This is a genomic window from Streptomyces sp. SCL15-4 (genome assembly GCF_033366695.1).
In the GTDB taxonomy this organism is placed as follows: domain Bacteria; phylum Actinomycetota; class Actinomycetes; order Streptomycetales; family Streptomycetaceae; genus Streptomyces.
Genome location: NZ_JAOBTQ010000001.1, coordinates 2,886,173 through 2,899,544, shown reverse-complemented (window position 1 = coordinate 2,899,544; position 13,372 = coordinate 2,886,173). Strand labels below are relative to the sequence as shown.

Annotated in this window: 11 protein-coding genes; 4 read left to right on the top strand and 7 right to left on the bottom strand. The window is 70.8% G+C overall.

Annotated elements, in window-relative coordinates:
* Nucleotides 1–397: 397 nt before the first annotated feature.
* The 3 genes from SCK26_RS12260 to SCK26_RS12250 all read left to right on the top strand — a co-directional run bounded on the left by SCK26_RS12260 (nt 398) and on the right by SCK26_RS12250 (nt 3,226).
* The gene (locus tag SCK26_RS12260) at nt 398–1,057 is read left to right on the top strand and encodes a DUF6230 family protein (protein WP_318201338.1); all 660 of its coding nucleotides are present in this window, start codon (nt 398–400) and stop codon (nt 1,055–1,057) included.
* Nucleotides 1,058–1,173: 116 nt separating this feature from the next.
* Nucleotides 1,174–1,728, top strand: coding sequence for a DUF6114 domain-containing protein (locus SCK26_RS12255; protein WP_318201337.1), 555 nt, complete (start codon nt 1,174–1,176; stop codon nt 1,726–1,728).
* Entirely contained in the window at nt 1,718–3,226 is a 1,509-nt protein-coding gene (locus tag SCK26_RS12250) for a hypothetical protein (RefSeq protein ID WP_412080734.1), read from the top strand. The genes SCK26_RS12255 and SCK26_RS12250 overlap by 11 nt, the downstream gene beginning before the upstream one ends.
* A gap of 90 nt (nt 3,227–3,316) precedes the next feature.
* Here the strand turns inward: SCK26_RS12250 and pyk are convergent, their stop codons facing one another.
* The 3 genes from pyk to pta all read right to left on the bottom strand — a co-directional run bounded on the left by pyk (nt 3,317) and on the right by pta (nt 8,139).
* Entirely contained in the window at nt 3,317–4,744 is a 1,428-nt protein-coding gene (gene pyk / locus SCK26_RS12245) for a pyruvate kinase (protein ID WP_318201335.1), read from the bottom strand.
* 84 nt (nt 4,745–4,828) lie between these two features.
* Nucleotides 4,829–6,040: an acetate kinase gene (locus SCK26_RS12240; RefSeq protein WP_318201334.1), complete on the bottom strand. Its 1,212-nt coding sequence runs from the start codon at nt 6,038–6,040 to the stop codon at nt 4,829–4,831.
* On the bottom strand, nt 6,037–8,139 hold the full coding sequence (pta, locus tag SCK26_RS12235; protein WP_318201333.1) for a phosphate acetyltransferase: 2,103 nt from the start codon (nt 8,137–8,139) through the stop codon (nt 6,037–6,039). The genes SCK26_RS12240 and pta overlap by 4 nt, the downstream gene beginning before the upstream one ends.
* Nucleotides 8,140–8,332: 193 nt before the next feature.
* Between pta and SCK26_RS12230 the strand changes: the two genes are divergently transcribed.
* Entirely contained in the window at nt 8,333–9,358 is a 1,026-nt protein-coding gene (locus tag SCK26_RS12230) for an ATP-dependent 6-phosphofructokinase (RefSeq protein WP_318201332.1), read from the top strand.
* A 22-nt stretch (nt 9,359–9,380) separates the two neighbouring features.
* Here the strand turns inward: SCK26_RS12230 and SCK26_RS12225 are convergent, their stop codons facing one another.
* The 4 genes from SCK26_RS12225 to SCK26_RS12210 form a co-directional block, all read right to left on the bottom strand.
* Nucleotides 9,381–10,088, bottom strand: coding sequence for a helix-turn-helix transcriptional regulator (locus SCK26_RS12225; RefSeq protein WP_318201331.1), 708 nt, complete (start codon nt 10,086–10,088; stop codon nt 9,381–9,383).
* Nucleotides 10,089–10,213: 125 nt separating this feature from the next.
* The gene (locus SCK26_RS12220) at nt 10,214–11,041 is read right to left on the bottom strand and encodes a carbohydrate ABC transporter permease (RefSeq protein WP_318201330.1); all 828 of its coding nucleotides are present in this window, start codon (nt 11,039–11,041) and stop codon (nt 10,214–10,216) included.
* Nucleotides 11,041–11,904 carry a sugar ABC transporter permease gene (locus SCK26_RS12215; protein WP_318201329.1) on the bottom strand — a complete coding sequence of 288 codons (864 nt, stop codon included), beginning with the start codon at nt 11,902–11,904 and terminating at the stop codon, nt 11,041–11,043. The genes SCK26_RS12220 and SCK26_RS12215 overlap by 1 nt, the downstream gene beginning before the upstream one ends.
* Nucleotides 11,901–13,274 (bottom strand): extracellular solute-binding protein, encoded by a 1,374-nt coding sequence (locus tag SCK26_RS12210; protein WP_318201328.1) that lies wholly within the window; start codon nt 13,272–13,274, stop codon nt 11,901–11,903. Before SCK26_RS12210 ends, SCK26_RS12215 begins: the two co-directional genes overlap by 4 nt.
* Nucleotides 13,275–13,372 lie beyond the last annotated feature (98 nt).

Below are 13,372 nucleotides of genomic sequence, written 5' to 3'. Positions count from 1 at the left end.
CCGTTACTAGCCAGTAACGAACCCCCTTGTGTCCAGGCCGAGAATGCACCACGATCGGCGACGCTCGGTCCATTCCCGCACCCCGGCAGCCGGCCGGGTCGCGGGAGATTCTGGGTCCCCACCGAGCGGGGCCGGCGGCAGTGGCGCCGGGTCCAGGGCAGGGGGGTCTTCGCCATCCCGGCGAAGCCTGTCCAGCAAGGTTGTGCGTGATGCGTGTCAGGCGCGACCCAGTGGTTGTCGCTCGGGGGTGATCGCCGGTGATTCGGGCGCGTAGTGCGCCGCCGAGTGCGGGCGCTCTCCTTTCCGAGGACGTAGCACTTCTCCCATCCCTGCCCGGCTGAGCCGCCGACCGAGGGCGAGTCCGGGCCAGGAGATGTACGTCCGAGAAGGAGGAAATATGGAGTCCCAGGTGCGTGGCGGGACCAGATGGAAGCGGTTCGCCGTGGTCATGGTGCCCAGCGTGGCCGCTACGGCCGCGATAGGCGTCGCCCTCGCGCAGGGCGCCCTCGCCGCGTCGTTCAGTGTGTCGGGCCAGTCGTTCAAGGTGACGGCGAAGACGCTGCACGGCGAGGGTTTCTCGCAGTACGGCGCGATCGACCAGGGGTACACCCTCACCGGTGGCAAGGCGGCTCACCCGGTCGCGGTCTCGGCCTTCACCAAGGCCCGGATCGAGAAGATGTGCCAGTCGGTCGTCACCCCCGACATCCCCATCCTCGGCGATATCACGCTGCGGCTGGAGGCGGGTGACAGCTCGGACGAGAACAAGCAGGTTCACGCGAAGAACCTGTACATCGACGTCGAGGACCTGCAGGCGGACGCCACCTTCAACGGCCTCGACATCGGCGTCGCCGGGCGGGATCTCAAGGGCGCCCGCATGAAGGACGCCGAGATCCAGAACAAGCAGGCCAACCCGTTCGGCTTCGCCCAGCAGGCGGACTCGGTGGACCTGACCGGCGTGAAGCAGACGGCGTGGGCGACCACCGCCGGAACCTTCACGCTCAGCGGTCTGCACATGTCGCTGCACAACGGCAGCGGCAAGGGCATCGAGTGCTACTGAGCACGTTCTGACGGGCGGGGGAGCTGTGGCGCCCCCGCCCGTCCACACTCCGGCCGCGTCTTCACGACCGGACCACATCACCACCACAGCAACGCCGCACCAGGGAGCTGTTTTCCATGAGCGCCGAGACTCCTGCCGCCGCACCCGGTCAGTTCACCCGCCGGAGGCTGCAGTTCCGCGCCTGGCGGGGCACGCGTCCGTTCTGGGCCGGTCTGCTCGTCATGCTCGGCGGCTTTCTGATCCTGTACTTCCCGTACGCCCACCTGCAGCTCGGCCACCTCAGCATGACGGTCGGAACGCCCGGCGGCTCCAGTTCCCTGATCATCGGTGGACTGCTCATCGCCCTCGGGCTCATCCTCTGGTTCCAGCAGCACATCCGGGTCTTCGGAGGTGTCGCGGCGATCCTGCTGGCGCTGGTGTCCATCCCGCTGTCGAACATCGGTGGCTTCATCGTCGGATTCCTGTGCGCGCTGACCGGCGGGGCGATGGCCGTGTCCTGGGCGCCGGGCGCACCGCAGCAGCGGCCGACGACCGAGGCGGCAGCGGGCCAGGGAGGTTCCCCCGCCGCCGCGCCCCTTCCGGAGCAGCGCGTGTACGGGATGGACGAGCCGAACGACCTGTCAGGAACGAACCCGGCCAACGGGGCGAACGGGAGGCACAGTGCCGGCTGACGAGGTGACCCGCGGGACCGATATGGACGGGCCCCGTGCGAGAACCGGGCCCCGCCACGCGGCCCCCAGAAAGCCGCTGTTCACCAGGTTCCACATGCCGGCCGGCAAGGCCATCGCCTCGGTGGCGATGCCCACGGCCGTGCTGATGGGCATGGGCTTCACATCCACGCTGGCCCTCGCCGACAACAACGGCAGCCCCTCTTCGTCGCCGTCCGCGCCGGCGTCCACGTCGGCCAAGGACCTGACGCGCGAGGAGTACGAGGCCTGCGTCAAGGCGCTGGACGACGACAAGGAGCCTTCGGACGCGCCGTCGCCGTCCGCCTCCGAGGACGCGTCGGACGCGCCGTCGGCGTCGAAGACCGGCGACAGCGGGAAAGAGAGCGAGAAGACGCGGGAGAAGAGCGGCACCTCTTCGCCGGATTCAGGTTCCGACGACGAGGCCACGCCCGACCCGACCGCGACCTCGGACTCGCACTCCGGCCCCGCCGGGCCGCAGGCGGACACCTCCGGCTCCTCGGGCACGGACTCCGGCTCCTCGGGCACGGACTCCGGTGCCGCCGGCCCCGACGCGGACGCCGGCGGCGACACGGACGCGCCGGCGAAGCCCCGGAGTGGCGACGGGACCATCCTCGGCACCATCGGTGACACGCTCGGTGACCTGCTCACCGGCGGCCACGACGAGGACGCGGGCACCGGCACGGACACGTCCGCGCAGAGCCCGGACCCGGCCCCGTCGGCCTCCCGGTCGCCGGACTCCGGCAAGGACCCGGGCGGCACCGCCTCCGACGGCACCGCCGGGGACACGGAGGAGAAGGCCGGGGACACGGAGGAGAAGGCCGGGGACACGGCGAAGAAGGCCGGGGACACGGAAAAGAAGGCCGGGGACGCGGAGGAGAAGGCCGGGGACACCACCGGCGACGACACCGCCGAGCCAGCCGGGGACGACGCGACCCCGTCGTCCGACCCGTCGTCCACCCCCTCGGACACGCCGAGCCCGTCCGCGAGCGACTCCGCCTCCGCCGAGGACTGCCCGGCGGCCACGGAGCACGTCGGCGGCGTCGACAACGCCGTGGCGGTGGCGGACGACCCGTGGTACCTGGACGCCAGCTCCCTGCTGCTGAAGGGCGCCGACTACCAGGGCGTGGTGGAGGTGAGGCGGGCGAACGGCACCACGAAGAAGGTGCTGAAGTACGTCATCTCCGACGGCACCGAGATCGGCGACCTGCACCAGACGGTCAAGGACAAGCAGGCGAACAAGACCTACCACGTCCAGGCGGCCAAGGGCTCGAAGTCCACCATCACCGGCGGCGACACGGTGATGTACACCGAGAGCATCTCCGGCAACCTGTTCGGGCTGATCCCGGTGACGTTCAGCCCCGACAGCCCGCCCCCGCTGAACATCCCGCTGATCTACTTCACCCATGCCAAGGTGGTGCAGGCCGCCCAGTTCGGCGGCAATCTGCATGTGCCGGGCATGCACGTGTACACGACCGACTGAGCGGTCGCACAAGCCGGTTCGGGAGCCGCACAAGGCCGAGGGCGCCCCCTGTCGCAGGGGGCGCCCTCGGTGTGTCGCGGACCCGGCGGATCAGCCGCTCTGGTTGCCCAGGTGGTGGACGCGGATCATGTTGGTGGTGCCGGGGACGCCGGGAGGCGAACCGGCGGTGATGATGACGGTGTCGCCCGCGTCGAAGCGGCCGAGCTTGGCGACCTCCTGGTCCACCAGGTCGACCATCTCGTCGGTGGTGTTCACGAACGGCACGACGTGCGACTCCACGCCCCAGCTCAGGGTGAGCTGGTTGCGGGTCGACTCGTCCGTGGTGAAGGCGATGATCGGCTGGGACGCCCGGTAGCGGGACAGCCGGCGCGCGGTGTCACCGGACTTGGTGAAGGCGACGAGGCCCTTGCCGCCGAGGAAGTCGGCGATCTCGCAGGCCGCACGGGCCACCGAACCGCCCTGCGTGCGCGGCTTCTTGCCCGGAACCAGCGGCTGCAGGCCCTTGGCGAGCAGCTCCTGCTCGGCCGCGGCGACGATCTTCGACATGGTCTTGACGGTCTCGACCGGGTAGGCGCCCACCGAGGACTCGGCCGACAGCATGACCGCGTCGGCGCCGTCCAGGATCGCGTTGGCCACGTCCGAGGCCTCGGCGCGGGTCGGCCGGGAGTTGGTGATCATCGACTCCATCATCTGGGTCGCGACGATCACCGGCTTGGCGTTGCGCCGGCACATCTCCACCAGGCGCTTCTGCACCATGGGGACCTTCTCCAGCGGGTACTCGACGGCGAGGTCACCGCGGGCGACCATCACGGCGTCGAACGCCGCGACGACGTCCTCCATGTTGTCGACCGCCTGCGGCTTCTCCACCTTGGCGATGACGGGGACCCGGCGGCCCTCCTCGTCCATCACGCGGTGGACGTCCTGCACGTCCTTGGCGTCCCGGACGAAGGACAGCGCGACCATGTCGCAGCCCATGCGGAGGGCGAAGCGCAGGTCCTCGACGTCCTTCTCGCTCAGCGCGGGCACGTTCACGGCCGCGCCGGGCAGGTTGATGCCCTTGTGGTCGGAGACGACGCCGCCCTCGATGACGATCGTCCGCACCCGCGGGCCCTCGACGTCCACGACCTTCAGCTCGACGTTGCCGTCGTTGATCAGGATCTGGTCGCCGCGCGAGACGTCGCCCGGCAGGCCCTTGTAGGTCGTGCCGCAGATGTGCTTGTCGCCCGGCACGTCCTCGGTCGTGATGACGAACTCGTCACCGCGCTGCAGCTCGACCGGACCCTCGGCGAAGGTCTCCAGACGGATCTTCGGGCCCTGGAGGTCGGCGAGGACGCCGATGGGGCGGCCGGTCTCCTTGGAGGCGGCCCGGACGCGGTCGTACCGCGCCTGGTGCTCGGCGTGGGTGCCGTGGCTGAAGTTGAAGCGGGCTACGTTCATGCCCGCCTCGATCATGGCGACGAGCATCTCGTGGGAGTCGACCGCGGGGCCGAGAGTACAGACGATTTTCGAACGGCGCATGGAGCGATCCTATCGGTTTGTTTCGCTACGGAATATTCCGTCTGGCGGAAGATACAAATGAGTGCCGCACCGCTCAGGTGCTATTCAGTTGTTCTTTCCGACCAGTGCGTAGGTCTGCGTCGCGATCTCCAGTTCTTCATCCGTCGGCACCACGGCGACCGCCACCCGGGCGGACTCCGGCGAAATCAGCCGCGCCCCGCCGCCGCGCACGGCGTTGCGCTCCGGGTCGACCGCCAGTCCCAGGCCCTCCAGGCCCGCGACCGCCGCCTCCCGCACCGGTGCCGCGTTCTCGCCGACCCCGGCGGTGAAGGCCACCGCGTCCACGGTGCCGAGCACGGCGTAATAGGCGCCGATGTACTTCTTGATCCGGTGAATGTAAATGTCGAAGGCGAGCGCCGCCTCTTCGTCGCCCTCGTCGATCCGGCGGCGGATCTCCCGCATGTCGTTGTCCCCGCACAGACCGAACAGACCGCTCCTCTTGTTCAGAAGAGTGTCGATCTCGTCCATGGACATATCCCCAACCCGGGCCAAATGGAAGATGACGGCCGGATCCAGATCACCGGACCGCGTACCCATCACCAGGCCCTCCAGGGGCGTCAGCCCCATCGAGGTGTCCACGCAGCGGCCCTTCTCCACCGCGGAGGCGGAGGCGCCGTTGCCCAGGTGCAGCACGATCACGTTGACCTCGGACGGGTCCTTGCCCAGCAGCCGCGCGGTCTCCCGGGAGACGTAGGCGTGCGAGGTGCCGTGGAAGCCGTAGCGGCGGATCCGGTGGCGGTCGGCGATCTTCGGGTCGATGGCGTAGCGCGCCGCGGACTCCGGCATCGTCGTGTGGAAGGCGGTGTCGAAGACGGCGACCTGCGGCAGGTCCGGGCGCAGCGCCCGGGCGGTGCGGATGCCGGTGAGGTTGGCCGGGTTGTGCAGCGGGGCGACCGGGATCAGCCGCTCGACCTCGGTGAGCACCTCGTCGTCGACGACGGTGGGCTCGGTGAAGAACATCCCGCCGTGCACCACCCGGTGCCCGATGGCGGCCAGCTCGGGGGAGTCCAGGCCGAGGCCGTCGCGGCTCAGCTCCTCGCCGACCGCCTTCAGGGCGGCCTCGTGGTCGGCGATGGGGCCGGTGTGCTCGCGGGTGTCGCCACTGGTGAGGCAGGAGTGCTCGATCCGGGAGGTCTGCTCGCCGATGCGCTCGACCAGGCCCACCGCGAGCCGGCTGCTGTCCCGCATGTCCAGCAGCTGGTACTTCAGCGAGGAGGAGCCGGAGTTGAGGACGAGGACACGGGTGGGGGAGGTCACTGCTGGGACGCCTTCTCGCTGGGGGTCTGGGCGGGGGTCTGGGCCTGGATCGCCGTGATGGCGACCGTGTTGACGATGTCCTGGACGAGGGCGCCGCGGGACAGGTCGTTGACCGGCTTGCGCAGGCCCTGGAGGACCGGGCCGACGGCGATCGCGCCGGCCGAGCGCTGCACGGCCTTGTAGGTGTTGTTGCCTGTATTGAGGTCCGGGAAGACCAGGACCGTCGCCTGCCCGGCGACCTCGGAGCCGGGCAGCTTGGTCGCGGCGACGGACGGCTCCACGGCCGCGTCGTACTGGATCGGGCCCTCGATCCTCAGGTCCGGCCGGCGCGCGCGGACCAGCTCGGTGGCCTCGCGCACCTTGTCCACGTCGGCGCCCGAGCCGGAGGTGCCGGTGGAGTACGACAGCATCGCGATCCGCGGCTCCACGCCGAACCGGGCCGCGGTGGCCGCCGACTGGATGGCGATGTCGGCGAGCTGCTCGGCGCCGGGATCGGGGTTGACCGCGCAGTCGCCGTAGACCAGCACCTTGTCGGCCAGGCACATGAAGAACACCGACGAGACGATCGAGGCGTCCGGCCGGGTCTTGATGATCTCGAAGGCGGGCCGGATGGTGGCGGCCGTGGAGTGCACCGAGCCGGAGACCATGCCGTCGGCCAGGCCCTCCTGGACCATCAGGGTGCCGAAGTAGTTCACGTCGGAGACGACGTCGTAGGCCAGCTCGGCCGTGACGCCCTTGTGGGCGCGCAGGGCCGTGTACTTCTCGGCGAAGGCGTCGCGCAGCTCGGAGGCGGCCGGGTCGATCAGCCGGGTGTCGCCGAGGTCGATGCCGAGATCGGCGGCCTTCTTGCGGATCAGGTCCTCGGGGCCGAGCAGGGTCAGCTCGCACACGCCCCGGCGCAGCAGCACCTCGGCCGCGCGCAGCACCCGCTCCTCGGTGCCCTCCGGGAGCACGACGCGCCGCTTGTCGGAGCGGGCCTGCTCCAGCAGCTTGTGCTCGAACATCATCGGAGTGACCCGGTCGCCGCTCGGCGCCGAGACCCGGCGGGCCAGCTCGGCGGTGTCGGCGTACCGCTCGAACAGGCCGAGCGCGGTCTCCGCCTTGCGCGGGGTGGCGGCGTTCAGCTTGCCCTCCAGCGAGAACAACTGCTCGGCGGTGGGGAAGCTGTTGCCGGACACCGACAGCACCGGGGTGCCGGGGGCGAGCCGGGCGGCCAGGGTGAGGATCTCGTCGCGCGGCACCTCGTTGAGCGTCAGCAGCACACCGGCGATCGGCGGGGTGCCGGCGCTGTGCGCGGCCAGCGAGCCGATGACCAGGTCGGCCCGGTCGCCCGGGGTCACCACCAGGCAGCCCGGGGTCAGGGCGCCCAGCAGGTTGGGCAGCATGGCGCCGCCGAAGACGAAGTCCATGGCGTCCCGGGCGAGGCCGGAGTCGTCGCCGAGCAGCACCTTGGCGTCCAGGGTCTGGGCTATCTGCGCGACCGTCGGCGCGGAGAGCGCGGGCTCGTCCGGCACCACGTAACAGGGCACCGGCAGCCGGTCCACCAGCCGCTCGGCGATCTCGTCGCGGTCCTCGCGGGCCACCCGGTTGGCGACCATGGCCAGCACGTCGCAGCCGAGTCCGTCGTAGGCGCGGTAGGCGTTGCGGGTCTCGGCCAGCACCGACTCGGCGGTCTGCTTCCGGCCGCCCACCACCGGGATCACCGAGGCGCCGAACTCGTTGGCGAGCCGGGCGTTGAGGGACAGCTCGTCGGGCAGCTGGGTGCCGGCGAAGTCGGTGCCGAGGACCAGGACCACGTCGTAGTCGCGGGCGACCAGGTGGAAGCGGTCGACGAGGGCGGAGACCAGCTCGTCCGTGCCCCGCTCGGCCTGGAGCGCGGACGCCCGGTGGTAGTCCATGCCGTAGACGGTCGCCGGGTCCTGCGCGAGGCGGTACCGGGCCCGCAGCAGCTCGAACAGCCGATCGGGTCCGTCGTGGACGAGCGGACGGAACACGCCCACCCGGTCGACCTGCCGGGTGAGGAGTTCCATGACCCCCAGCTCCACGACCTGGCGGCCGTCACCGCGGTCGATCCCGGTCACGTACACGCTGCGCGTCACGTGTCCACTCCGTTCCTCATGTCGCTTCTGTCATCTCTACGGCATAAAAATCGCCCACCGAGGTGAGCCGAACCCTCTTGACAATACCCCTGTCGCCGGATAAGGCGCCCGTCAGGACTTCACCGCCCCGGCGGACGTGAAAGAATCGTCACTGGCTCACCGGCACACGACAGCGAGCAGGAGACACAGCACGATGCGCATCGGAGTTCTCACCGCAGGCGGCGACTGCCCCGGCCTGAACGCCGTGATCCGGTCGGTCGTGCACCGGGCGGTCGCACAGTACGGCGACGAGGTCATCGGTTTCGAGGACGGTTACCGCGGCCTGCTGGACCGCCACTACCGCACCCTCGACCTGGACGCGGTCAGCGGCATCCTGGCCCGCGGCGGCACCATCCTCGGCTCCTCCCGGCTGGAGCGCGACCGGCTGCGCGAGGCCTGCGAGGGCGCCGCCGACATGGTCGAGGAGTTCGGCATCGACGCCCTGATCCCGATCGGCGGAGAGGGCACGCTGACCGCGGCCCGCATGCTCTCCGACGCGGGTCTGCCGGTCGTCGGCGTGCCCAAGACCATCGACAACGACATCTCCTCCACCGACCGCACCTTCGGCTTCGACACGGCCGTCGGCGTGGCCACCGAGGCGATGGACCGCCTGAAGACCACCGCCGAGTCCCACCAGCGGGTGATGGTCGTGGAGGTCATGGGCCGGCACGCCGGCTGGATCGCCCTGGAGTCCGGCATGGCCGCCGGCGCCCACGGCATCTGCCTGCCCGAGCGGCCCTTCGACCCCGCCGACCTGGTCAAGATGGTCGAGGAGCGGTTCGCCCGCGGCAAGAAGTTCGCGGTCATCTGCGTCGCCGAGGGCGCCCACCCCGCCGAGGGCACCATGGACTACGGCAAGGGCGCGATCGACCAGTACGGCCACGAGCGCTTCCAGGGCATCGGCACCGCGCTCGCCTACGAACTGGAGCGGCGCCTCGGCAAGGAGGCCAAGCCGGTCATCCTCGGCCACGTCCAGCGCGGCGGCGTCCCCACCGCCTACGACCGTGTCCTCGCCACCCGTTTCGGCTGGCACGCCGTGGAGGCCGCGCACGCGGGCGAGTTCGGCAAGATGACCGCGCTGCGCGGCACCGACATCGTGATGGTGCCGCTCGCCGAGGCGGTCACCGAGCTGAAGACGGTGCCGAAGGACCGCATGGACGAGGCCGAGTCGGTCTTCTAGGCCGACCCGCCCGTTTCGCCGGTCAGGCGGTCCGGTCCGTCACGGACCGCCAGAAGGTCTCCACGACGGCGTCCAGGAAGCGCTGCCCCGGCTCGCCGGCGCCCCGGCTGCCGCCGCCCCAGCCGAGGGTGGCGGCCATGTGCCCCTGATAGTCCCGGTGCAGCTGCAGCAGGACCGGCTCCAGTACCTCCTTGTCCAGGGGGACGAGCTTCAGCACGGGCCGCACATACGCCTGCCAGCGGGTCGTCACCGCGCCGCGCAGCAGGCCGGCGAGTTTCGCCTCCCGGCCGGTGACGGCGACGAAGTCGGGCAGGGCCAGGTCCAGGACCCGCGCGAGCGCGGCCGACCGGCGCTCGTCGCCCCGCCACACCCCGCCGTCCTCCACCCGCAGATACGCGCGCGGTTCCATGCCGACGGCACGGGCGACGTCCTCGGGCGCCACGGACCGCGCGATGCGGTGCTCGCGCAGGGTCCGCGGCCGGCCGATCAGCTCACCCGGCGAACACCACAGCACGCCCGCGAGCGCGGTGAGTTCGGCGCTGCCGGGGGCGGCCGTGCCGCGCTCCCAGGCGGTCACGAGTTCGGGGGTGACGTACGGCAGCCCGTACGAGACACGCATCCCGTGGGCGACGTGCTCGGGCCCCATGCCGAGCGCGGCGCGGAGCCTGCGGGCGGCCGGGGCGTCGAACGGGAGGGCCGGCGGGTTCGGTTGGTCCGAGGGTGGGCGCACCCGGCACAACGTAGGGGCGCGGAGGAGCCCTGACCACGGTCGGTTCCGCCGAGATCACGCGTCGTAGGAACGTACGGGAGGAGCGCCCGGAGTGCCCAGGCACCCGGTGCCACCACCGCCCCGCGTCACCCCTTCACCGCCCCGCCCAGCGCGAACCCGCCGCCCAGCCGCCGTGCCACCAGGACGTAGAGCAGGATGACGGGCGTCGAGTAGAGCACGGAGAACGCGGCGAGCTGGCCGTAGGCCACCATGCCCCGGTTGCCGAAGAAGTCGTTGACGCTCACCGAGGCGGGCATCCGGTCCGGGCTGAGCAGCAGCATGAACGGGACGAAGAAGTTCCCCCACATCATCACGAACGAGAACACGGTCACCACGCCCAGTCCCGGTCCCATCAGCGGCAGCACGATCCGCACCAGCGACTGCGCGGCCGAGGCCCCGTCCGTCCAGGCCGCCTCCTCCAGTTCCTTCGGCACGCCGTCCATGAAGTTCTTCATCAGCCAGATGGCGAAGGGCAGCTGGGAGGCGGCGAAGAAGAAGACGGTGCCCTGGAGGGTGTCGATCAGGTTCACCCGGACGAACAGGGCGTACACCGGGACCATGACCGCCGTGACGGGCAGGCTCGTCGCGAACAGGACGGTCAGCAGGAACGGGCGGTTCAGCCGCGAGGGGTACCGGGACAGCGGATACGCGGCGAGGGCGGCGCAGCCGACGGTCAGCGCCGTGCCGCCGCCGCACAGCAGCAGGCTGTTGAGCAGCGGGGTGTAGGTGATGTCCGGGGTGAGGACGGCGCGGAAGTTGTCCAGGCCGATCCCGTCCGGGATCTTCACCCGCAGTCCGGCGCCCGGGTCCACGGCCGACAGCACCACCCAGGCCAGCGGCAGCGCGAAGGCGGCGGCCACGGCGAGCAGCGCGAGATCGGCGGCGAGCCGCCGAGAGGGACGGGTGCGGGGCATCAGACCTCCGTCCGCAGCAGCCGCAGATAGACCACGGAGAACAGGGACCCGACCAGCAGCAGGAGCAGCGCGACCGCCGTGCCGTACCCGATCATGCTGTTCTGGAACGCCTGCTCGTACATGAACAGCGGCAGCGTCTGGCTGCGGCTGCCGGGCCCGCCCCGCGTCATCACCCAGATCAGCCCGAAGACGGAGAGCGTCTGGAGGGTGTTGAGCATCAGGTTGGTGCCGATGGAGCGGCGGATCATCGGCAGCGTGATGTGCCACAGCCGCCGCCATCCGCCGGCCCCGTCCACCTCGGCGGCCTCGGTGATCTCGGCGGGGATCTCGTCCAGCGCGGCCGAGTACACGAGCATCGAGAACGCCGTCCCGCGCCAGACGTTGGCGAAGGACACGGCGAGGACGGGCAGCGTGAACAGCCAGTTCTGCCGGGGCAGGTGCAGCCAGTCCAGGACGGCGTTCAGCGTGCCCTCGCGGCGGAAGAACGCGTACAGCAGGAACCCGGCCACGACCTCCGGCAGCACCCACGCGGTGATCACCACCCCGCCGGTGAGCGTGCGGACGGGTTTCGAGGCGCGTCTCATCAGCGCGGCCAGCGCGAGCCCGAGGGTGTTCTGCCCGACGAGCGCGGACAGCACGGTGAACACCAGGGTCAGCCGGACGGCGTTCAGGAAGGCGTCGTCCCGCAAGGCCCGGCGGAAGTTGGCGAGGCCGGTGAAGGAGGAGTGGGCCTGGCCGGTCAGCTGGAGGTCGGTGAAGGCGATCCAGACGCAGTAGGCGATCGGCCCGGCGAGGAAGAGCAGCAGCAGGACCAGCGCGGGCGCGAGCGGGAGGGCCCGGACGGCCGGGTGCCCGCGCCTCACCTGCGGACCACTCGGCCGCCGGTGACGTCCTCGACCGTGGCGTCGTAGCCGCTCGCCGCCTTCGCCACGGACAGGTCACCGGTCGTGACGCCCTCCATGGCCTCCTGGACGGCCGTCGACACCTTCGGGTACGCCGGGTACGCGGGACGGTAGTGCGTGTGGGCCACCAGACCGGTGAAGAAGGCCAGGCCGGGCTGGGCGGTGGTGTACGCGGGGTCGGCGGCGACGTCCTCGCGTACGGCGATCCCGGCGTTGGCGATGTACCACTTGCGGGCGTTGTCCTTCGTCTGGAGCGTCCTGACGAAGGAGAAGGCGAGGTCGGGGTTGGCCGCCTTGGCCGGGACGGCCCAGGTCCAGCCGCCGGACATGCTCACCTTGCCGGGCGCCTGGCCGTGCCGGGTGGGCATGGCGGCGAGACCCAGCCGCCGGGACCAGTCGGGCCAGGGGTGCCCGCTGCCCGGCTGCCAGGTCAGCGGCAGCCAGGAGCCGTCGAGGGCGATGCCCAGTCCGCCCCGGGGGAGCAGCTCGCCGGCGACGGTGGTGGAGAAGTTGGGGTCGAGGGCGTCGGAGACGTCGGGGCCGAGCTTCTCCCGGTAGACGGTCTCCACGAACGCCAGCGCGTCCTTGAAGGCCCGCGATCCGACGACCCACTTCCCGGTGCGGTCGTCGTACAGCGGATCGGCGGAGCCGTCGCCCGTGCCGTACAGGAGCATTTCGAAGGTCTGCATCGTGGACCGTTCGCCCGCCGGTTTGCCGGTGTAGACGTTGAGCGGGACGACGCCGGGGACCTCGCGCTTGATGGTGCGGGCGGCGGACAGGACGTCGTCCCAGGTCTTCGGCTGCCAGTGCGGCGGCAGGCCCGCCTTGGCGAACACCCGCCTGTCGAACCAGAGTCCGCGGGTGTCGGTGCCGTCCGGCACGCCGTACGTCCTCCCGTCCCGTCCCCTGGCCGCCGCCTTCGCGGTGCCGATGAACTGCTTCCAGTCCGGCCACTTGGCGAGGTAGGCGTCGAGCGGCCTCAAGTACCCGCTGGTGATGTCGGAGTTGATGAGGAAGGTGTCCTCGTAGACCAGGTCCGGTGCGGTGCGCGGCGAGCGCAGCATCTGCTGGAGCTTGGTGTAGTACTCCGCGTCGGGCGCCTTGATCGGTACGAACTCCACCTTCTTGCCGGGGTGTTCGCGCTCGAACTGCTTCCTGACGCCGTCGAGGTAGGTGTCCATCACCTTGACGGAGTTGTCGGTGGACTGCTTGTACGACACCTTGATCGTGTCCGGCCCGCGGCCGGAGCCGCTGCCGCAGGCGGTGAGGGCGGCGGCACAGAGGGCGGTGGCGAGGAGGGCGGAGAGGGCGGCGGTGGGGCGCACGGGCATGACCTCCTGAGCGCACGTGGGGGTGGCGCGGAGATGACTGCCGTGTGAAGGTAAGAGCGCTGGTCCGGTCAGGTCAATGCGTCTGCGGGGTGATAGCG

Excerpts from the sequence above, each read along its gene's own strand:
- SCK26_RS12260 (WP_318201338.1), top strand. The coding sequence starts at position 398 with ATGGAGTCCCAGGTGCGTGGCGGGACCAGATGGAAGCGGTTCGCCGTG.
- SCK26_RS12255 (WP_318201337.1), top strand. The coding sequence starts at position 1,174 with ATGAGCGCCGAGACTCCTGCCGCCGCACCCGGTCAGTTCACCCGCCGG.
- pyk (WP_318201335.1), bottom strand. The coding sequence starts at position 4,744 with ATGCGCCGTTCGAAAATCGTCTGTACTCTCGGCCCCGCGGTCGACTCC.
- SCK26_RS12230 (WP_318201332.1), top strand. The coding sequence starts at position 8,333 with ATGCGCATCGGAGTTCTCACCGCAGGCGGCGACTGCCCCGGCCTGAAC.
- SCK26_RS12220 (WP_318201330.1), bottom strand. The coding sequence starts at position 11,041 with ATGCCCCGCACCCGTCCCTCTCGGCGGCTCGCCGCCGATCTCGCGCTG.
- SCK26_RS12210 (WP_318201328.1), bottom strand. The coding sequence starts at position 13,274 with ATGCCCGTGCGCCCCACCGCCGCCCTCTCCGCCCTCCTCGCCACCGCC.